Source organism: Micromonospora sp. NPDC047521 (assembly GCF_055587305.1).
This window is the reverse complement of the sequence record NZ_JBVJGN010000002.1, coordinates 94803-113336: the sequence shown is the minus strand read 5'-3', so window position 1 is coordinate 113336 and position 18534 is coordinate 94803. Positions and strand designations below refer to the sequence as shown.

The window sequence follows — 18534 nt, the reverse complement described above, 5'->3', positions numbered from 1 at the left end:
GACGCCGAACCTACTGCCGGAGGGTGACGGGCCGGAAGCCCCATGTGAACAACTCCATCGCGGCCCGGCGACAACCGGGACGATCCGGGCAGGTCACTGTGCGGCGAGTACGTCCACCATGAAGCGCAGCGGCCCGGTCGGGCGTCCACCGGCGGCGGCCTCGTCGTTGCCGTACGCCAGCTCGCCCGGAATGTCGAGCTGCACCCGGCTGCCCACCGTCACGCCGACCAGGCCCTGGTCCCAGCCCGGGATGACCTGACCGACGCCGATCGGGAAGGAGGCCGGCTGGCCGGAGTTCCAGGACGAGTCGAACTCCTTGCCGTCCTTGTAGAACACGCCCACGTAGTTGGTGGTGATGGTCTGCCCCTGCTTCACCGCCGGGCCGGTCCCCTTGATCACGGGGGTGACCGTGAGCTTCTTCAGCTCGCCCTTGCCCGCGGTCACCTTCGGCTTGCTGCCCAGCGCCGGGTCGGCGTCCTTAGGCAACTGCGGAGCCGGGGGCGCGGTGGGGGCGTCCGCGGCCGGGGCGGAGGCGGTGGGGGTCGCGGCGGCCTGGTTCGCGGACTTGTCGTCGTCGCCCCGCGTCTTGTCGACCCACACGAAACCGCCGATCAGCAGTGCCATCACGGCGATGCCGGCGAGGCCGCCGGCCCACGCGTTGCGGCGGCGCTTCGCCTCGGCGGCCTTCTGCTCCGCCAGCTGGGCGGCCAGCCGCCGCCCCGCCTTCGTCGCCGGGCTCTGGCCCTCCGACCGGTTCTGCTGCGTCCGCTCGCTCACGTCGTCGACTCCCTGCTGCGAAGGTGTGGCCGGCACCCGGTGCCGGGGGGAAAGCCGACGCACACGGTACCCGCCCGGCGGCCTACCGTGCCCGCCCCGGACGGCACGGATCGCCCAGGGACGCCGTCGGAGGCGGTTATCCAGGGACGACCATGAAGTCGGTCACGAACGAGGTGACCCGCCCGTCGGCGGCCCGACCGATCCAGGTGCCGTAGCAACCGTCACCCCAACCGGTGGCGACGGTGACGACGTTCGCGCCGGTGGCCTCGTCCAGGACGGCGGTGATCAGCCCCGGGACCGGCGACGAGGGCAGCTCCGCCGGGATGAACACCTCCTCGACCTGCTCCTCCTCCCAGGTCTCCAGGACGGCGAGCGCCGTCGGGTCGGCCAGCGTGCCGGCGCCCGCGTCCACCCCGTACCCGAAGTAGTCGTCGGCGCCGAGGTCGGTGACGTCCTGGTCGCCGACGACTGCCGGCTCCCAGCGGACCGTCGGCCCGTCGGAGATCACCAACTCCAGCGCGGCGACCCGCCGGTCCACCTCGGCGTCCTCCCGGAGCACCGCGGCCACCCAGGCCCGGGCCGGATGCCGCCCCGGGGGCACGGTCACCGTGAACGGCTCAGCCTCCGGCCGGACCAGCGGGTCGCACCCGACCACCTGGCCGGTCGGCAGCGCGATGTCGCCCACCGGGTGGACCTCGATCAGGTACGCGCCGTGCTGGTCCGTGAATCGGGCGCCGGGCGTCAACAACCGACCCAGATCAGGGGTGTACGGCATGGGGGCTCCTCCGGTGGCCACTGGCCGGCGGAGCGTACCCGGTCCGGTGGACACCCCCGGTGCGGCGTACGGTCAGGCGCTCTTGCGGGGCGCGGTCTTGCGCGCGGTCGTCTTCTTCGCGGGCTCCGCCTTCTTCGCGGGGGTCTTCCTGGCGGCGGTCTTCTTCGCCGGCTCGGTGGCCTTCTTCTCCGCCGTCTTCTTCGCGGTGGTCTTCTTCGCGGGCGCCTTTGTCGCCTTCTTCTCGGCCGTCTTCTGCGCCGAACGGGCCGACGAGATAGGCGTCGGCTCGCCACCGCCGCCACGCGCGGGCTGTTCGCCGCGGGCCGCCCGGGCCCGGTCCACCGACGCCTTCAGCGCGGCCATCAGGTCGACCGCCGCCGCCGGGGCCTCCTCGACCTCCTCCGGCTGCACGACCTCCCGACCCTCCACCTTGGCGTCGATGACCTCCTGCAACGCCGCCCGGTAGTCGTCGGTGAAGACGTCCGGCTCGAACTCGCCGGTCATCGAGTCGATGAGCGAACTGGCCATCGCCAGCTCGGGGGGACGCACCTTGAGGTCCTCGTCGAGGAACCCGAAGTCGGGGGTACGGATCTCGTCCGGCCAGAGCATCGTGTTGAGCAGCAGCACACCCTCGCGTACCCGCAGCGTGGCGAGCTGCTCCCGCTGGCGCAGCGCCACCTTGACGATGGCCACCCGCTCCGAGTCGATCAGCGCGTCGCGCAGCAGCACGTACGGCTTGGTGGCCGTGCCCTCGGGCTCCAGGAAGTACGCCTTGTTGTAGAGGATCGGGTCGACCTGCTCGGCGGGGACGAACTCCAGCACGTCGATCGCGCGTGAACTGGTCAGCGGCAGGTCGGCGAAGTCCTCGTCGGTGAGGATCACCATCTCGCCGCCGCCGATGTCGTAGCCCTTGGCGATGTCGTCGTAGGTGACCTCCTCGCCGCAGACCGAGCAGGTGCGCTTGTAGCGGATCCGCCCGCCGTCCTCGCGGTGCACCTGATGGAACCGGATGTCCTTCTCCTCGGTCGCGGAGTACAACTTCACCCCGATCGAGACGAGCCCGAACGACACGGCTCCCTTCCAGATGGCACGCATCCTGCGCTCCCTTCCCCGGTATCGACCATGCTCGCATCCGAAAGAACCGGACGCGAGGTGTTCGGCCTGCTACTACAGTCGGGTCGTGCCCGGCGCGCCGCTCAAGCCGATGCTCGCGATGACCGGGTCGCTCCCGGCCGGTGACGGCTGGGTGTACGAGTTCAAATGGGACGGCATCCGCGCCCTCGCCGACATCTCCGACGGTGCTCAGCGCCTGTATGCCCGCTCTGGCGCGGAGATCACCGCCGCGTACCCGGAGCTGGCCACGCTGCACGAGCAGGTCGACGACGCGCTGTTCGACGGCGAGGTGGTGCTGCTCGGCGAGGGTGGCCAGCCGTCGTTCACGGCTCTCGCCGAGCGGATGCACGTGCGGGACCGGAACAGAGCGGCCCGCCTGGCGGCGGTCATGCCGGTGACGTACATGATCTTCGACCTGCTGCGGTGGAACGGCGACGATCTGACCGGCTGGCCGTACGAGCGCCGCCGCGAGGCCCTGGACGCGCTCGCCCTCGGCGGTGCCCGGTGGGCGGTCCCGCCGGTCTTTTCCGACGGCCCGGCCACCTACGAGGCGGCAGGTGAGCACGGCCTGGAGGGTGTGATGGCGAAGCGGGTCGGCGCCGTCTACCGCCCCGGGGTCCGCTCGCCGGACTGGGTGAAGGTCAAGCTGGAGGTGACCGGCGACTTCGTGGTGGGCGGCTGGCGGCCGGGAGCGCGCCGGATCGGTGGCCTGCTCGTCGGGGTGCCCGGCCCGGACGGTCGGTTGATCTACCGGGGGCGGGTCGGCGGCGGGATCGGCGCGGCCATCGAACGGGCGCTCCTCGCCGAGCTGGAGCCGCTGCGCTCCGGCGCGTCGCCGTTCGCGGCGGGTGTGCCCCGCGAGGATGCCCGGGGCGCCATCTGGGTAGAACCGAGGGTGGTGGTGGAGGTGAAGTACGGCCAGCGCACCCCCGACGGCCGGCTGCGCTTCCCCCGGGTGCTGCGGTTGCGCCCGGACAAGCCGCCGGAGGAGGTCGACGATGCCGGCTGAGCGGCTACGGGTGGATGTCGAGGGCCGCCCGCTTGAGCTTTCCAACCTGGACAAGGTGCTCTATCCGGCGGCCGGCTTCACCAAGGGCGAGGTGATCGACTACTACACGCGGGTCTCGCCTGTGCTGCTGCCGCACCTGCGGGACCGGCCGGTCACCCGGATCCGTTTCCCCAACGGGGTGGACGACAAGTCGTTCTTCGAGAAGAACACGCCGGCCGCGACCCCGGACTGGGTACGCGTGGAGAATCTGCCAGCGCCCGGCTCGACGAAGGGCCGGGAGACCATCGACTACGTGGTCGCGGACGACCTGCCCACCCTGGTCTGGCTTGCCAACCTGGCCGCGTTGGAGCTGCACACGCCCCAGTGGAAGGTCGGCGAGCACCCCGACATGATGGTCGTCGACCTGGACCCGGGCCCGCCGGCCGGGCTCGCCGAGTGCTGCCCGGTGGCGGTGCTGATGCGTGACCGGCTCGCCGACGACGGAATCGACTCGTACCCGAAGACGTCTGGCAAGAAGGGCATGCAGCTCTGCTGCCCGATCGCCGGCGCCCAGTCCGCCGACGACGTCTCGGCCTACGCGCGTCGGATCGCGCAGGAGCTGGAGAAGGCGCATCCGAAGCTGATCGTGTCGAAGATGGCGAAGAACCTGCGCCCCGGCAAGGTCTTCATCGACTGGAGCCAGAACAACGCGGCGAAGACCACAGTGGCGCCGTACTCGCTGCGGGCCCAGTCGGTGCCGTCGGTGTCGACGCCGCTGACCTGGGACGAGGTCGAGGCCGGCGCCCGCGGCCGGAGGCCCGCCGTCCGCCAGTTCACCGCCGCCGAGGTCCTGGACCGGGTCGAGGAGTACGGCGACCTGCTCGCCCCGCTGCTCGACGGCGGCCCGGAACTGCCTCTGAGGTGAGGTGGGGCGGCGTGGTCCCGATGAGGGTTCTGCCGTCGTCCGAAGGTCGAGGGCTCACTGTGGGTTTCCCAGGCCCGCGACGGGGTCTACGTCACTGAGCGCAAGTCTGCCCGTGCCTCCGGCCGGGCCGACCAACCCCTTTGCTCTGCATACCAATAGGCAACACCCACGTTGAGCTGCGACTTCATGCCGGCCTTCCTGGGCGGCGGCCATCGTCGTGCTCGCGCAGCGTGAGTGTCGCGTATAGGTATGCAAAGCAAAGGCCGGGGTGGTGGGTGGCGGACCGCGCTCGGCGTCACCTTGAGTGACCGGCGCGCCGCCGCGCCGCCCGACCACGGCGACCAGGGCGACCGCGACGACGGCGGGCACCTGCCACCGCTCCCGGTGCACGCTGACCAGCAGCGTCGTTGCGTAGGGTGGTGCCGACGTCGTCACACGGGAGCACGCAGATGCAGCCACACGCCACGGCCGACCCGATCGTCCCGCCCACAGCGGCCGAGAGCCCGCTGCTGAGTTACCGCGACGAGGCGACAGGCGAACGCGTCGACCTGACCGCCCGGCAGGTCGGCGCCTGGTCGGCGCGCAGCGCCAGTCTGCTGCGGGACGGCTGCGGGCTCGGCCCCGGCAGCCGCGTAGCGGTGCTACTGCCGCCGCACTGGCGTACCGCTGCGGTGTTGTTGGGCGCGTGGGCGTGCGGCCTGGCGGTGTCGTTCCGGCCGCGCGCCACGGCGGGCCTGCCAGTGCTCGAACCCGGCGGTGACCGGCCGTTCGACGCGGTCTTCGTGACTCCGCAGCGGCAGGACGACTGGCTGGAGGACGTGCCGGACGCCCCGCACCGCTACCTCGTCGGTACCGGGCCGGGGCAGTTGGTCGACGTGCCGTTGGGCTGGTTGGACTGGTCCGCCGAGGTGCTCCGCCACCCGGACGTCACGCCCGACCACACCGCGATCCGCCCGTCGGACCCGGCCAGCGCGGACGGCACCACCTACGGCCAGTGGGGGGCGCTCGCCCGGGAGGTCGCCGGGATGCTCGACCTGCGTGCCGGTGATCGGCTGCTCGTCGACGCGGCCGAGCACGAGCAGCCGTTGAAGTGGCTGCTCGCGCCGCTCTCGGCTGGCGCGTCAGTGGTCATCAGCGCCAACCTCGACCCGGCCCGGCGGGACGCCGTGGTCGCCGCCGAGCAGGCCACCCGGGTCCTCTGAACTCCGCCGGAGCGGCCAAACAGCGCTGGCCGATCCGGATCCGTTACATCGCCGTCCGCCCTGCTCAGAGGGTCTGTTGTCGATGTCGTCGGCGTGTTCTCATACCCGAGCAAGGACGTCATCGACGCCGCACCGCCTCCCTCACTGAAAGGTGCACCGATGCGCAGGAGACCGACCTTCCGACTGGCGGTCCTCACCGCCACCGCCGCGACGCTCCTGGCGTCCGGCGGCGCCTCCGGGGCACTCGCCACGGCCGCCCCGGCGACCGCCTCCCCGGGCGTAGCGGCGTGCGAGCCGGGCGCCGACCCGCACGGCGCGGCCCGGCTCGCCCAGGGCGCCACCGCCCAGGAACCGGAGCTGTACTCAAAGAACGAAGCCAACGCCTACGGCGTGGTCAAGGACGCTCCGCGCCTGCCGAACGGCAGCGTCACCATCCCGACGGTCTTCCACATGATCTCCGACCATCCGCTCACCGCCGCCGAGACGACCAGGTGGAACAACCTGATCGCCGCGCAGATGACGGTGCTCAACGACTCGTTCGCGGGGCGCACCGCGGCAGACGCCTCCAACACGCCGTTCCGGTTCTCGCTCGTCGACACCACGTGGACGGTGAACAGCGCCTGGTACACGGTGGAGCCCGGCAAGAACGAGCGGGACATGAAGAAGGCGCTGTACACCGGTGACTCGGAAACCCTCAACGTGTACGCGGCCAACATCGGCGGCGGGCTACTCGGCTGGGCGTACTTCCCGAAGGGCTACAACAACGGCCGCGACTACATCGACGGCGTGGTGATGCTCGACGAGTCGATGCCGGGCGGCACAGCTGGCAAGTACGCACTCGGTGACACGCTGACCCACGAGGTCGGGCACTGGCTGATGCTGGAGCACACCTTCGCGCACGGCTGCTCGGCGTCCGGCGACTTCGTCGCGGACACCCCGCGCGAGGCGGCGCCGCAGTTCAACTGCCCGGTGGGAGCTGACACCTGCACCGCGCCCGGGCTCGACCCGATCCACAACTTCATGGACTACACGCAGGACTCCTGCATGAACATGTTCACCGCCGGTCAGGCCGACCGGATGAGCGACGCCTGGGTGGCGTTCCGCGCCGGCGGCGCCGGATAGCTCACTTCAGGGTCGGGGCCGGCGGGTCGCTTCTGCGGCGACCCGCCGGCCCCGTCCGTTTCACCCATCCGGTGGACTGTTCACCGTCGGCGTCGTCGCGCCCGGTCCGGCGGCGGCGCCACTGCCCCGCGCGGCCCAGGCCGACGGCCCGACGGTCCCCGGCCTGCGGGAGCCGCGCCCGCCGCTGCTCCCCGCTGATTTTCCAGGGCACCGGGCGGTACGTCGTGCGTGACCTCGGCATCGGCTCTGGCCTTCAGGCGAGGTCCAGGAATTCGTCGGCGACCTCCGTCAGTGCAGCTGGCTGGACTTGAACCAGAGCCCTCAGCGGAGTCGTCCAACTGCCTAGACGGAACGCCCACGCGATGAGCATCGGTGCGCGGGCAGCGTTCATTTCTGCCAACGTAGTCAGCGCCGCTGCCTGTCGCTCCACATTTCCGATCGAGCGGGCCAATTTCTCGGCACCCTCGGTGTCGCCGCTGGCCATTGCTGTTCTGGCGAGTCTGGTCAGCACCGACGCCTGCCGCTCCTGATTCCGTATCGACTGGGCCAGATCCTTGGCCGACTCGACGTTCCCGGCATCCAGCGCCGTCCTTGCCAGCGCGGCCAAAATGGACGCCTGCTGATCCGGCCGGCCAATAGAACGGACCAGCTTCTGGGCCCACTCGATCTCGCCGCCTGCCACAGCCATCTCCGCAAGCGTGAGAGAAATTTGTGCACGCTGGGTCCGGTTGCTGATTGAACGAACCATTTCCTCGGCCTGGTCGGCCAGCGCACTGGCCCGCTCTGCATCGCCCACCACCGCCATTGCCACTGCCAGCCGTGCCAACGCCCGCGCCCGGCTGTCCGGACGTTCAATTAGGTGGACGAGCTCCTCCGCCCGATGAGCAAGGGCCCGGACGGGCTCAGTGCACCCTGCCCCCGCCGTCGAGATCACGACTGCGGTCAAGGCTCTCGCTCGACTCTCCGGGTTGTCGATCAATTTGGCGAGCCTCGCGGCCCGATCGATGTCACCGGCCGCAGCAACCGCCGCGACCAGCACGCCCATCACCCGGGCACGCCGGTCCAGATGGTTGATCGACCGAGCCAGATCTTCCGCCCGGTCGGCCAGGGCGCCCGCCTTCTCCCCATCACCAGTTTTGGCGATCGTCGTTACCAGAGCCGCCAACGCTGGCACCTGCCAGTCGCGGCGGTCAATCGACGAGACCAATGCTTCCGCTCGCTCCGCGTCGCCCGCTGCAGCCACCGCCTCCGCCAGCGCGCTGAGTGCCTCTGCCTGCTGCTTCGGACTCTGAACGGACCGCACCAACGCTTCTGCCTGTTCGATCTGGCCAGCCGCAGCGATCCGTCGGGCAAGAGCCGTCGCCACTGACGCCTGCCGGTCGGGGCTCCTGATCGAGCGGACGATCGCCCCCGCCCGCTTCGTGTTGCCCTCGGTCGCCGCGGTCTCGGCCATGCCTGCCGCCGTTTCCGCTATCGCGGTCATCGCTTTGGCCCGCCCCTGACGGCGACCAATTGAGCGGGCCAACATCTCTGCCCGCTCAATCTCGCCCGCTGCGGCCATCGCCGGCACAAGCGCACCCAAGGTTCGCTCCCTGCGACTCTGGTTGGTGATCAAACGGGCCAGGTTCTCCGCCCGCTCAATGTCGCCCGCTGCGGCCATCGCCGGCACCAGCCCAGACAACGCCTGCTCCTGCCGGTCTCGGTTCGTGATGGAACGGACCAACATCTCTGCCCGCTCGACCTCGCCCGCTGCGGCCACCGCCGGCGCGAGCGCACCTAGTGCCCGCTCCCGGCGGTCACGGCCGCTGATCGAACGCGCCAGCCCTTCGGCCCGCTCGATTTCGCCTGCCGCAGCCGTCACTCGCACCACTGATGCCCAGGCTTCCGCCTCCAGCCTTCGGCCGCTGATCGAACGCACCAGTGTCTCTGCCCGATCGACGTCGCCGGCCGCAGCCAGCGCCGGGGCCAGAGCGGCCAGCGTCCGCCCCAGCCGGTCCGGGTCGCGGACCGAACGAGCCAGTTCCTCGGCGTGGTTGGCCAGCGCACCGGCCCGCTCCGCGTCGCCGGCCTCCGCGACAGCCCTCGCCAACTCACTGAGCGCCCACGCTTTTCTGTCCGGGCTGACCATCGAGTTGACTGCCTTCTCGGCCCGGTCGACCAGCACAGTCGCCCGCTCGGAGTCGTAAGCTCCGCCAGTTGCCACGACCATGCCAATCAACGCCTGCGCCCGGTCGGTGGGGCCCATCGAATGAATCAGGTTTTCAGCACCCTCGACCAGCGCCCCAGCCCGCTTGGCGTCGCCTGCCTGGGCGACTGCCCCGGCGAGGACGATCCATACCTGCGCCCGCTGGTGTGGGTCAGGAAGCGAGCGAATCAGATCCTCGGCCTGATCAGTCAACGCACCAGCCCGGTCGCCGTCGCCCGTTGCGGCCACTGCTCTCAGCACGGCGATCAATGCGCGCGCCCTCGGCTCAGGTTGACCAATCGAGCAGGCCAGGGTGTAGGAGCGATGACTGTCGCCTGCCGCGGCCACCGCTGCCGCCAGTCCGGACAACGCCCGCGCACGCCTCTCCGTATTGTCAATCGAGCGAATTAGCTCCTCGGCGCGGTCAGCCAGCCCGTCAGCCCGCGCGGTGTCGCCTGCTGCGGCTACCGCCACGACCAGGCCGGCCAGCGCCCACGCCTGCCAGTCAGGGCGGTCGGCCGCGCGAACCAGCTCCTCGACGCGTTCAGCCAGCCCGCCGACCCGCTCAGCGTCGCCTGCCTGGGCAACTGCCCCGGCCAGGGCGATCCATACCTGCACCCGCCGGTGTGGATCAGCGCCCGAATGAATCAGCGCCTCAGCGCGATCGGCCAGCACGCCAGCCCGCTCGACGTCGCCACCGTTGGCGAACGTCGACGCGAGCTCAGTCAACGCCAACGCCCGCCGATCGGGTTGGTCGATGGAGTGTGCCAATCCCTCGGCCCGAACAGGCTGGCCGAGGGATGCCCAGACGGCCGGTAACCCGGTCGGAATGGTGGCATTGCGTCCCGCGAGGTTGTCTCGATGAATGGCAAGGCGAGCCATGTCCACCAGGTCAGGATCGGGCTGGGCGAGAATGACGTCCTGAGTGGCGGTGATTTCAGCGAGGGCGGCAGTGTCGCCCCCGGTGATGTCGAGCATCCGGTCGTGTCGGTGAGGGTCCACGGCGCAGGCGATCATCCTGGATACATCGCCGGTGGCGAGCAGCATCCGGTAGTAGCCACGCAGCAGATATTCGGGGGTATCGGCCGGCCACCGTTGCTCCCGAAAGGTGTCGGCCCAGACGTGTAGACGTTGCCGGTAGCCCTGCAGTCGCGCTTGGCCAAGGCGCTCAACTGCGGCATTCTGCAGTTCTTCGTGACCGAGCACGTACACGTCGGGTCCCGTGTTGCGCTGCCAGTGGCTCGGACGTTGGGTGAACGACCGACCAGCCACGGTGCTGAGGCGGTCCTCAATGTGCCAGTCCGGCCAGCCGGTCAAGTCAGCAAGGTCTTTGGCGCTGAGGCCGCCGCCGGCGGCCGTGAGGAGACCCAGCAGGTCCTGTTCGGCTGGAGCGCCCGACAGCAGCCTGGCCAACTCCCGCAGCATGTCTGCCCTGTTCACCTCCGCCTGCGGCGATCTGTTCAGTAGTCGAACAATCCGGGGGTCGCGCAACGGATGGCTATCTGGCACGTCGGTGGGGATCGGGGGGGCCGGCCGCCCAGAAACGACGATGCGCATTCCGGCCGGCGGCGTTGCGGGCAGCAGTGCGGCGATGCTGTACCCGTCCGATCCGCGATCCTCATCCAAGCCGTCGATGAGCAGGATCAATCGCTCACCTCGTGTCCGGCAGGTCTCGGCAGCACGGTCGAGTAGATCGAGAAAGTTCTGGTCGCGAGTCGCGTCCGTGTAATGGGCCGGCATGGGCTCACCAAGCAGTTCGGCCAATTGCTCGATGACCACGTCTGTGAAGGCGACCCTGTCGCTTTGTCCGGCCCATCGGGCAGTAATGAAGAACGAGACGAGTCGTATGCCGTACGGCGGGTGCAGGACGAACCAGGACATCAACGCCGACTTGCCAGCCCACGCGTCCGCACGCCACCACCGGTAGCCGGCGGCATCAGGCAGCGTGCAGAACGCCGTGAGCTCGGCCAGTTCCTGTTCCCGGTCCAGTAGATCCGACGGGGCGATGCGTTGCACCTGCTGGCGGTAGGCCGACCGGGCGACAGGCCGCGAGTCGATGGTGACTGAACCCCTGATCACGCCGGTGTTGGCGAATCCGCCGCCGTCGGCTGTCGCGTTGCCGGTGTCGCGGGCCACTGCCTCGGGCAATCGTCTCAAGCTCACCGCGAGCCCTTTCGCCGCGCAGGGCCTCGATGTCAGGGGTGGAGGTTCACACCGCTGTTGGCGCTGCCGCCATTGCTGGCCTGAGCGTCACCGGTCCGATCCGCAACCGCTGGCCCTGCGATCGTGGACGAGCCCGTCACCCCGGTGTTCGCTCGGCTGCCCAGCCCACGTGCGGTGGCGCTGCCGGTGTTGCCGGCACGGTGGCCTTGGCTATTTCCCGGCAACGCCGCCCATACCGCCACACCTAGCGCCGCTACCGCGGTCAGGGCCGACGCCACGGTGGCGATTCGATCTGCTTGGTCCCACTGGCTGAAGGCGAAGGTCGCTCCGAGCGCTCCTACCACGAGACACGTCACCAGGATTGCTACCCGCCGCGCAGTCACCCCCATATCATGCGCTTCGCGACATCAAATGAATAGGCTCCGACGGGCCCGTCCCACGCGGTGTTTCCCGACGTCCTGGGTGGACGGCCCTTAGGAAGACCGTCAGCTATGTGGGGCCGGAAATCCTGCAAGGTGACGAGGATCAAGAAGTATGCGTCATCATCAGTCCGATCGATGACGCAAATTCCTTGATCAACATGCGCGGGTCAGGTTTGGGGCCGAGTCCGGTTACAGGGCGAACAGCAGGGCGGCGTTCAGGAGGACCACCATGGCGGTGGCGAAGTGGATGCCGAAGGCTAAGGCCTTCGTTGCGCCGTTGCGCAGCACGATGACGGTGTCGCCCAGCGGGACGAGCGCGACAACCAGCATGAACCACGCGACCGCGTCGGCGGTCGTGAAGGCGATCAGGGCGAGGCCGAGCAGCCCGAAGGTGAGGTCCTTCAGTCCTTTGACCGTCAGGTAGGCGGGGTCGCCGTCCGGCCGGGCCGGCACGCCGTATCCGGCGGCCGCAGCCCGGGGTACGAGCAGGAACCGCGCGCCGATGAAGGCGACGAAGAGACTGAGTACGACGGCGAGCCCGTAGGCGAGGGGTGCCAGCATGATCCGCTCCAGTTCCTAGCGTTGCTAGATTCGAGAGCGACGCTAGCAGAGCGATGGCAGAAACGCTAGCGGTGCTAGGATAGCTGTCATGTCGACTCAGTCGCGCCGGGAGCGCGAGCGGGCGGACCGCGAACGCGCGATCGTCGCCGCAGCACGCGACCTGGCCCTGACCGAAGGCTGGGAAGCGGTGACCACCCGGCGGCTCGCCGCCGAGATCGAGTACAGCCAGCCCGTCCTCTACAGCCACTTCAAGGGCAAGGACGCCATCATGGCGGCGGTCGCCGTCGAGGGCTTCGCCGAACTGGCGACCGCACTGGCCTCGGCCCGGGCCTCCGCCGCCGACCCCCGACAGACGGTCGCCGATGTGGCCGCCGCGTACGTCGCGTTCGCCCAGCAACGGCCAGCGATCTACGACGCGATGTTCACCCTCGCCGTGGACCTGCCGTTCGCCAGCCAGGACGTACCCACCGACCTGGCCCGGGGCTTCGCCGAACTGTCCGAGACGGTGCGCCCGGTCGCCGCGGACGACGACCTCGAGACGGTCACCGAGGCCTTCTGGGCCGGCCTGCACGGGCTCGTCACACTGATGCGCAGCGGTCGGCTCCGCCGCGCCGACCACGACCGGCGGCTCGCGGTCCTGGTGCAGCGCTTCTCCCCGTGAGCGTCACCGGTCAGAGCTGACCGGGTCGCCGCGGGCCGAGGTGTCGTCGTCGCGGAGTCCGGGCCCGGTCGCGCTGCCCCGGGACAGCCCAGCAGGATCAGTCGACTGTCGGGAGCTTCGGGCCGAGGACGTCGTCGGCGTCGACGATCGTGTACGCGTACCCCTGCTCGGCGAGGAAGCGCTGCCGGTGCGCCGCGTACTCGGTGTCGATCGTGTCCCGGGACACCACCGTGTAGAAGTGCGCCTGCCGCCCGTCGGCCTTCGGCCGGAGCACCCGACCGAGCCGTTGCGCCTCCTCCTGGCGTGACCCGAACGTGCCCGACACCTGGATCGCCACCGCCGCCTCGGGCAGGTCGATGGAGAAGTTACCGACCTTGGAGATCACCAGCGTGCGGATCTCACCGGTGCGGAACGCGTCGAACAGCCGCTCCCGCTCCTTGTTCGTCGTCGAGCCCTGGATGATCGGCGCGTCGAGGTACTCGCCGAGCTGGTGCAGCTGATCGATGTACGCGCCGATCACCAGCACCTGGTCCTCCGGGTGCCGGTCCACGAGCGCCTTCACCACCGGCAGCTTCGTGCGGGCGGTCGCCGCCATCCGGTACCGCTCCTCGGCCTCCGCCGTCGCGTACGACATCCGCTCCGCGTCGGTCAGCGTCACCCGGACCTCGGTGCACTCGGCCGGGGCGATCCAGCCCTGCGACTCGATGTCCTTCCACGGCGCGTCGTACCGCTTCGGGCCGATCAGGCTGAACACGTCCCCCTCCCGGCCGTCCTCGCGTACCAGAGTCGCCGTGAGGCCCAGCCGGCGGCGGGCCTGGAGGTCCGCCGTGAACCGGAAGATCGGCGCGGGCAGCAGGTGCACCTCGTCGTAGACGACAAGGCCCCAGTCGCGGGCCCCGAACAGGTCCAGATGGGTGAACGCGCCGCCGCGCCGCGAGGTGAGCACCTGGTACGTGGCGATGGTGACCGGGCGGATCTCCTTGCGCTCACCCGAATACTCGCCGATCTCCTCCTCGGTCAACGACGTGCGGGCGATCAGCTCCCGCTTCCACTGCCGGCCGGCGACCGTGTTGGTCACCAGGATCAGCGTGGTCGCCTTCGCCTCGGCCATCGCCGCCGCGCCGACAAGGGTCTTGCCGGCCCCGCAGGGCAGCACCACGACACCCGACCCGCCGGCCCAGAACGCCTCCACGGCCTCCCGCTGGTACGACCGCAGCGTCCACGGCTTGCGCCCGTCCTTGCCGGCCTCCGCCAGCTCGATCGGGTGTGCCTCACCGTCGACGTAACCGGCCAGGTCCTCCGCCGGCCAACCCAGCTTCAGCAGCGCCTGCTTGAGCCGGCCACGTTCGGACGGGTGCACCCGGATCGTGTCGTCGTCGATCTTGTCGCCGAGCATCCCGGCGAGCTTCTTGCTCTTGGCCACCTCGATCAGCACCAGCCGGTCCAGCGCGCGCAGCACCAGCCCGTACGCCGGATCGTTGGCGAGCTGGAGCCGGCCGTACCTGTCCATCGTCTCGGCCACGTCCACAAGCAGCGCGTGCGGCACCGGATAGCGGGAGTACTTGAGCAGCGAGTCGACGACCCCCTCGGCGTCGTGCCCCGCCGCCCGGGCGTTCCACAGACCCAGCGGGGTCAACCGGTACGTGTGCACGTGCTCCGGTGAACGCTCCAACTCGGCGAACGGCGCGATCGCCATCCGGCAGGCCTGCGCGTCGGGGTGGTCGATCTCCAGCAGCAGGGTCTTGTCCGACTGCACGATCAGTGGTCCACCGCTCACGCCAGTGTCCTCTCCTCGGTTGGCCGACCATCCAGTGTTGCACGGTGGGGGATGTCGAAAGAAAGATGCTCACCAGGTGCAACCGGGACGGCACCTACGAACGTCTAGCAAAGGGACAACTGTCAGGGGAGGTGCCATGAGGCGTGTCCAGAGCACTTTCCGGCTGGTTGCCCTGCTGGTGGTCGTGCTGGTCGGTGCCGGTGCGTGCACGTTCGATCCGCAGTCCGGCGGGAGTGGTGGCGGGGGAGCCGCCCCAGCCGGTGTGGCGGAACAGGCAACGGGGGCGAGCGGCACGTCCGGGCCGGACCAGCGCGGCCGGCCCACGCCGGCCACGCCCACCCCGAAACCCTCCCGGACGCCCACCCCGAAACCGACACGCAAGGCCCCCACGCCGACAGCCGCCCCGAGTACGTCGACAGTCGCCGGCTGCCCGCAGGGCCAGCACCAGCGCGCCGTCGAGACCTACCTGGCCCGCCTGGGTGGCTTCGGGGCCGTGACCGTGGACGGCCGGCAGTCCGCCGCCGACTGCGCCGCCATCAAGAAGTTCCAGAAGAGGTACGGCATCCGCCCCGTCGAGGGTCGCGCCGGCCCCACCACCTACGACGTGGCCCAGCGCCTCGCCACCACCAACCCGGCCAGCTGCAAGGCCGGCACCGGCACCACGTTCTGCGTCGACCTGACCCGGCAGACCGTCTGGGCGATGCGGGGCGGCAAGGTGGTTATGGAGCCGACCGTGACCCGTACCGGCATGTCCGGCTACCGCACCCCCGCCGGCACGTACACGGTCAACTTCCGCAACCCGAAGGAGTGGTCCGACCCGTACGAGGTGTGGCTGCCCTACTGGCAGCACTTCACCCAGGGCATGGGCTTCCACGAGACCACCACCTACCTGCACGACAAGTCGATCGGCTCGCACGGCTGCGTCAACCTGCTGCACGCCGACGCCGTGCGGATGTGGGAGCTGGGCAAGGTCGGCACCCGCGTCGTGCTGGTCGGCCGGCGCCCCGGCACCTGACCGACACACCCCGGATCGGGGGTTTATCCCCTGTCACACCGGTCCCAGGAGTGTCACCCTGGGAGTCCAGGGCCGGACCGGGCGGGGAGGCTGGGCATGACGGTCGACCGTGAAGTGATCGCGCAGTACGAGCAGGCACCGCCCGACGAGGTGTCCCGAGCGACCGTGATCGCGTACGCCGTCGCGGCGACGCTGCTGTTCGGGTGGTTCCTCTTCGGGTGGTTGGTGCTCCAGCAGGGCTTCGTCGACTCGGTCGGGGAGGCCGCCGGCGCCGGCTTCGCGCTGCTGCTCGTCGTCTCCGTCGTCGGCACCGTACGCCGCAGCCGCCGCTGACCGACCAGGCCAGCGGCGGCACGCCCGGTCAGTCCGCGAGCACTGCCGCGGTGATCCGGTGCAGCGCGAACGTGTGCAGCATCTCGGTCCGCTCGTCCTCGGCGCGCAGATACCCGGCGCCGATCGAGACGGGCTTGACCAGCCGGGACGCGGTCGCCCCGTGTGCGTCGACGTAGCCGACCCAGACCAGCGCCTTGTCGCGGACCGCCTGCTGGAGCACTGCGAGGGCCTCGGTGTGCGTGTGCGCCGGCACCGGACCGCCGCCCAGCCCCGCCGCGCCGCCGCGCACCACCGCCGGCGCCCGCCGGGCCGCCCGCGCCGCCGCGTCACCCCGACGGATGTGCTCCACCACGCCGAGCAGGCGGGGCATGGGCAGCTTCGGAGCGGCAAGCGGGTCGAGCGTCCGGGTGGTCATCGGAACCCGGGCCGGTGCCCGTCGGATCCGGGGCCGGGACAGCACGGTGCCACCGGTGGCGTCCTCCTGCACCGGCGCGTACCCGGCCTCGCGCAGCGCGCCCAGCAGCCGACCCACCTGGTACGGGGTGCACAGCACCGTCGGCGCGAGCCGGCGCAGCGTCAACGGCTCCAGCCGCCGGTCGGCAAGCACCTCACTGAGCAGCGCCTCGTCGTCGCTGCGCAGGTACGCCCCGGCCAGGCCGACCCGCAACCCGCCGTGCTTACGGGCCACGTCGTCCACCAGGTAGGTCAGGCCCTGCGGCACCGGCGTACGGGAGCGTCGGCGGAACACGTCGTGCAGGTCACCTGCCGAGTAGCCGGAGTCCAGCGCCCGGCGCACGCTCGCCGTGGTGACCCGGTGCACGCTGGCCCCGCCGGCCGACTCGAGTTCGGTCATCGCCTCCAACTCGGCGGCCAACGCCGGTTCGGGCGGGCCGGGCACCACAACGGTCAGGTCGGCCTGCACCAGGAAGTGGTCGACCGGCGCGGGCAGCAACGCGTCAAGTGCGCGGGCGGCGTCCGACGGGTCGCCGCTCTCGACGTCCGCGTGCACGCCCAGCGGGTCGTCCGCGCCCCGCTCGTCGGCCGACGTGAGGTCGCCCAGGAGCAGCCGCCCGTACGAGGTGAGCGCCCCCAGCCCGGTGACGCCGAGCTGCGCCGCCTCGGCCAGCACCTCCCGGTGGCCCGCCTCCCGGCCCCGGCTGCGCCGCGGCGCACGCCAGTCCAGCAGGTCCTGCACCTCCTCCGGGGTGGGCGCGGTCGCCGGCTCCAGATCGGCGAGTACGCCGAGGACCGCCCGTCGGGTGGCCGGCGCGCCGGCCCGTTCGGCCTCGGCGGAGAGCGCGGTGATCGGCCGGTCCCGGTCGTCGCGGCGACCGACCAGCCCCACCTGCCTGGTCATCGTCAGCCAGGCGCGGGCCAGCTGCTCCCAGCGCTGCGCCAGCGACGCGGCCCGCCACACCTCGTACCCGCCGGTGGGCATCACCTGCTGATCCACCCCGTACCGGGTGGCGGCCGCGCCGGGCATCTCCAGCTCACCGGCGAGCCCCGCCGCGTACGCGACCTCCAGCAGCAGCGCGGTCGTCGGCTCGTCCAGCCCGGCGGTACGTGCCAACCGCCGCAGGTCGCGTACCCCGATGCCGCCGGAGCGCAGCACCGGCGCTGGTTCCGCGGCGAGTTGCTCCAGGAGCCCCTCGGTGTGCCGGACCACCTCCATGGTCTGCCCGGCGCCGGCCGAGTCGACTGCTTTCGCCTCGCGCGGAGCGGCGGCCACCGGCGGTGGACTGGTACGCAGCGGGCCGAGCGGACCGCTGTCGCGGCGCAGCAGCAGGCCGACCTCACGGGGCAGTTCGACGGTGCCGCTCGCCGTCGACGAGCCGGCCGAGATGGGCACGAGCAACCGGTTGTCGACAAGCCAGCGCACCGGGGAGCCGGCCGGCGCGCCGCCGTTGGTCGGGTCGGAGAGGACCGGGTCCTCCGCGCCGACGGGTGGCGCCTGCAACGCGCCAGGGGGCACGCTGCCCACCGGGGGACCGGCAGCCAGCCGGTCCAGGATCGCCCGGGCCGAGGGCGGCGCGGCGAGCAGCGTCCGACGCAGTTTCGCCGCGTCCGCGCAGAGCGCGGCCGTGCGCGGGTCCAGGTCCGCGGCGGGCCGGCCGAGTCCTGCGGGGTACGGGGCCACCTCGTCGACGGCGGTCGTCACCTGGAGCGCGTGCTCCGGGCCGTACAGCAGGAAGAGTGCCCGTAGCCTGCCCACGGCGGCCCGCACGGCCGTCGGCGCCGGCGGGTGCGGCCCCGTGGTCGCCATGGCGAGCACCGCGTCGGTGGCCGTGGTGCCGTCGTTCGGGTTCCGGGTGAGGCGGGCGGCGTCGAGGATCTGGAGGGTGAACTGGTCCAGCCCGTCCAGCGCGCGGGCCACCGAGACCCGGGACTGGGCCCGGATGGCCAGTGCGGAGATGTCGGCCGGTACGGGCACGACGAGGTCGGGCCGCAGTTGCAGGAGTGCGGCAAGTGACTCGTCGGGCAGCGACCGCAGGTGGTCGGCGAGTGAGGTGCTCAT

At 70.9% G+C, this 18534-nt stretch carries 14 protein-coding genes; 7 read left to right on the top strand and 7 right to left on the bottom strand.

The genetic code is table 11. From position 1 onward, the window contains the following. Nucleotides 1-93 precede the first annotated feature (93 nt). The 3 genes from ACZ6N8_RS04380 to ku all read right to left on the bottom strand — a co-directional run bounded on the left by ACZ6N8_RS04380 (nucleotide 94) and on the right by ku (nucleotide 2647). Nucleotides 94-813 carry an FKBP-type peptidyl-prolyl cis-trans isomerase gene (locus ACZ6N8_RS04380; RefSeq protein WP_466008291.1) on the bottom strand — a complete coding sequence of 240 codons (720 nt, stop codon included), beginning with the start codon at nucleotides 811-813 and terminating at the stop codon, nucleotides 94-96. A gap of 100 nt (nucleotides 814-913) precedes the next feature. Further along, entirely contained in the window at nucleotides 914-1552 is a 639-nt protein-coding gene (locus ACZ6N8_RS04375) for a DUF4241 domain-containing protein (RefSeq protein WP_466007470.1), read from the bottom strand. A 72-nt stretch (nucleotides 1553-1624) separates the two neighbouring features. Then, nucleotides 1625-2647 carry a non-homologous end joining protein Ku gene (ku, locus tag ACZ6N8_RS04370; RefSeq protein WP_466007468.1) on the bottom strand — a complete coding sequence of 341 codons (1023 nt, stop codon included), beginning with the start codon at nucleotides 2645-2647 and terminating at the stop codon, nucleotides 1625-1627. Between the two features lie 85 nt (nucleotides 2648-2732). On the opposite strand from ku, the gene ligD (ACZ6N8_RS04365) reads away from it, so the two are divergent. The 4 genes from ligD (ACZ6N8_RS04365) to ACZ6N8_RS04350 all read left to right on the top strand — a co-directional run bounded on the left by ligD (ACZ6N8_RS04365) (nucleotide 2733) and on the right by ACZ6N8_RS04350 (nucleotide 6902). Further along, on the top strand, nucleotides 2733-3674 hold the full coding sequence (gene ligD / locus ACZ6N8_RS04365) for a non-homologous end-joining DNA ligase (RefSeq protein ID WP_466007467.1): 942 nt from the start codon (nucleotides 2733-2735) through the stop codon (nucleotides 3672-3674). Then, entirely contained in the window at nucleotides 3664-4578 is a 915-nt protein-coding gene (gene ligD / locus ACZ6N8_RS04360; protein WP_466007465.1) for a non-homologous end-joining DNA ligase, read from the top strand. Before ligD (ACZ6N8_RS04365) ends, ligD (ACZ6N8_RS04360) begins: the two co-directional genes overlap by 11 nt. 449 nt (nucleotides 4579-5027) lie before the next feature. Beyond that, nucleotides 5028-5780, top strand: coding sequence for a TIGR03089 family protein (locus ACZ6N8_RS04355; protein WP_466007463.1), 753 nt, complete (start codon nucleotides 5028-5030; stop codon nucleotides 5778-5780). A 159-nt stretch (nucleotides 5781-5939) separates the two neighbouring features. Further along, on the top strand, nucleotides 5940-6902 hold the full coding sequence (locus tag ACZ6N8_RS04350; protein WP_466007462.1) for a zinc metalloprotease: 963 nt from the start codon (nucleotides 5940-5942) through the stop codon (nucleotides 6900-6902). Nucleotides 6903-7155: 253 nt separating this feature from the next. On the opposite strand, the gene ACZ6N8_RS04345 is transcribed toward ACZ6N8_RS04350, so the two are convergent. Both ACZ6N8_RS04345 and ACZ6N8_RS04340 read right to left on the bottom strand, forming a co-directional pair. After that, nucleotides 7156-11250, bottom strand: coding sequence for an SMC family protein (locus ACZ6N8_RS04345; protein WP_466007461.1), 4095 nt, complete (start codon nucleotides 11248-11250; stop codon nucleotides 7156-7158). A gap of 611 nt (nucleotides 11251-11861) precedes the next feature. Further along, nucleotides 11862-12233 (bottom strand): DUF4267 domain-containing protein, encoded by a 372-nt coding sequence (locus ACZ6N8_RS04340; protein ID WP_466007459.1) that lies wholly within the window; start codon nucleotides 12231-12233, stop codon nucleotides 11862-11864. Between the two features lie 88 nt (nucleotides 12234-12321). On the opposite strand from ACZ6N8_RS04340, the gene ACZ6N8_RS04335 reads away from it, so the two are divergent. Further along, the gene (locus ACZ6N8_RS04335; protein ID WP_466007457.1) at nucleotides 12322-12894 is read left to right on the top strand and encodes a TetR/AcrR family transcriptional regulator; all 573 of its coding nucleotides are present in this window, start codon (nucleotides 12322-12324) and stop codon (nucleotides 12892-12894) included. 97 nt (nucleotides 12895-12991) lie between these two features. Here the strand turns inward: ACZ6N8_RS04335 and ACZ6N8_RS04330 are convergent, their stop codons facing one another. Next, a complete protein-coding gene (locus ACZ6N8_RS04330) occupies nucleotides 12992-14671 on the bottom strand; it encodes a DNA repair helicase XPB (RefSeq protein ID WP_466007455.1) in 1680 nt (559 codons plus the stop codon). Nucleotides 14672-14807: 136 nt separating this feature from the next. Between ACZ6N8_RS04330 and ACZ6N8_RS04325 the strand changes: the two genes are divergently transcribed. Beyond that, nucleotides 14808-15686 carry a L,D-transpeptidase family protein gene (locus ACZ6N8_RS04325; RefSeq protein WP_466007453.1) on the top strand — a complete coding sequence of 293 codons (879 nt, stop codon included), beginning with the start codon at nucleotides 14808-14810 and terminating at the stop codon, nucleotides 15684-15686. A gap of 96 nt (nucleotides 15687-15782) precedes the next feature. Continuing rightward, the gene (locus ACZ6N8_RS04320) at nucleotides 15783-16019 is read left to right on the top strand and encodes a hypothetical protein (protein ID WP_364368955.1); all 237 of its coding nucleotides are present in this window, start codon (nucleotides 15783-15785) and stop codon (nucleotides 16017-16019) included. A gap of 28 nt (nucleotides 16020-16047) precedes the next feature. Here ACZ6N8_RS04320 and ACZ6N8_RS04315 read toward each other — a convergent pair whose 3' ends face one another. Beyond that, complete coding sequence (locus ACZ6N8_RS04315) at nucleotides 16048-18534, bottom strand: helicase-associated domain-containing protein (RefSeq protein WP_466007451.1); 2487 nt, start codon at nucleotides 18532-18534, stop codon at nucleotides 16048-16050.

Excerpts from the sequence above, each read along its gene's own strand:
- ku (WP_466007468.1), bottom strand. The coding sequence starts at position 2,647 with ATGCGTGCCATCTGGAAGGGAGCCGTGTCGTTCGGGCTCGTCTCGATC.
- ACZ6N8_RS04355 (WP_466007463.1), top strand. The coding sequence starts at position 5,028 with ATGCAGCCACACGCCACGGCCGACCCGATCGTCCCGCCCACAGCGGCC.
- ACZ6N8_RS04315 (WP_466007451.1), bottom strand. The coding sequence starts at position 18,534 with ATGAGCACCTCACTCGCCGACCACCTGCGGTCGCTGCCCGACGAGTCA.
- ACZ6N8_RS04350 (WP_466007462.1), top strand. The coding sequence starts at position 5,940 with ATGCGCAGGAGACCGACCTTCCGACTGGCGGTCCTCACCGCCACCGCC.
- ACZ6N8_RS04320 (WP_364368955.1), top strand. The coding sequence starts at position 15,783 with ATGACGGTCGACCGTGAAGTGATCGCGCAGTACGAGCAGGCACCGCCC.
- ACZ6N8_RS04335 (WP_466007457.1), top strand. The coding sequence starts at position 12,322 with ATGTCGACTCAGTCGCGCCGGGAGCGCGAGCGGGCGGACCGCGAACGC.
- ACZ6N8_RS04325 (WP_466007453.1), top strand. The coding sequence starts at position 14,808 with ATGAGGCGTGTCCAGAGCACTTTCCGGCTGGTTGCCCTGCTGGTGGTC.
- ACZ6N8_RS04375 (WP_466007470.1), bottom strand. The coding sequence starts at position 1,552 with ATGCCGTACACCCCTGATCTGGGTCGGTTGTTGACGCCCGGCGCCCGA.
- ligD (WP_466007465.1), top strand. The coding sequence starts at position 3,664 with ATGCCGGCTGAGCGGCTACGGGTGGATGTCGAGGGCCGCCCGCTTGAG.
- ACZ6N8_RS04340 (WP_466007459.1), bottom strand. The coding sequence starts at position 12,233 with ATGCTGGCACCCCTCGCCTACGGGCTCGCCGTCGTACTCAGTCTCTTC.